Source organism: Bacillus sp. HY001, from assembly GCF_007558965.1.
Classification (GTDB): domain Bacteria; phylum Bacillota; class Bacilli; order Bacillales; family Bacillaceae_G; genus Bacillus_A; species Bacillus_A mobilis.
In genome coordinates, this window is record NZ_VLTE01000428.1 from 1 (window position 1) to 236 (window position 236).

Genomic DNA, 236 nt, shown 5'->3' on the forward strand with positions numbered 1-236 from the left:
TTTGTTCGACTGATTCTACAGTCTTCTTTACTTCTTTAACAACTGTTACTTCAGGTAATTGTTCTTGAAGTTCTTCTATACATTTCTTTCCGATTACCCTATCCATTGATTGCAGCATTTCCTCAGGCGGTAAAATCGTTATTCCTAAATTAGCGTAATAGTTTTTAAACCAATTACGTTTCCCAATTTGTTGTTCATCAAGTGGATCACTATACTCCCAATGAGAGATTACTTTT

General features: G+C 33.9%; 1 pseudogene. It reads right to left on the bottom strand.

What is annotated here, in order from left to right:
- A pseudogene (locus tag FOT98_RS32095) lies at positions 1 to 236 on the bottom strand (XRE family transcriptional regulator); the annotation flags it as partial.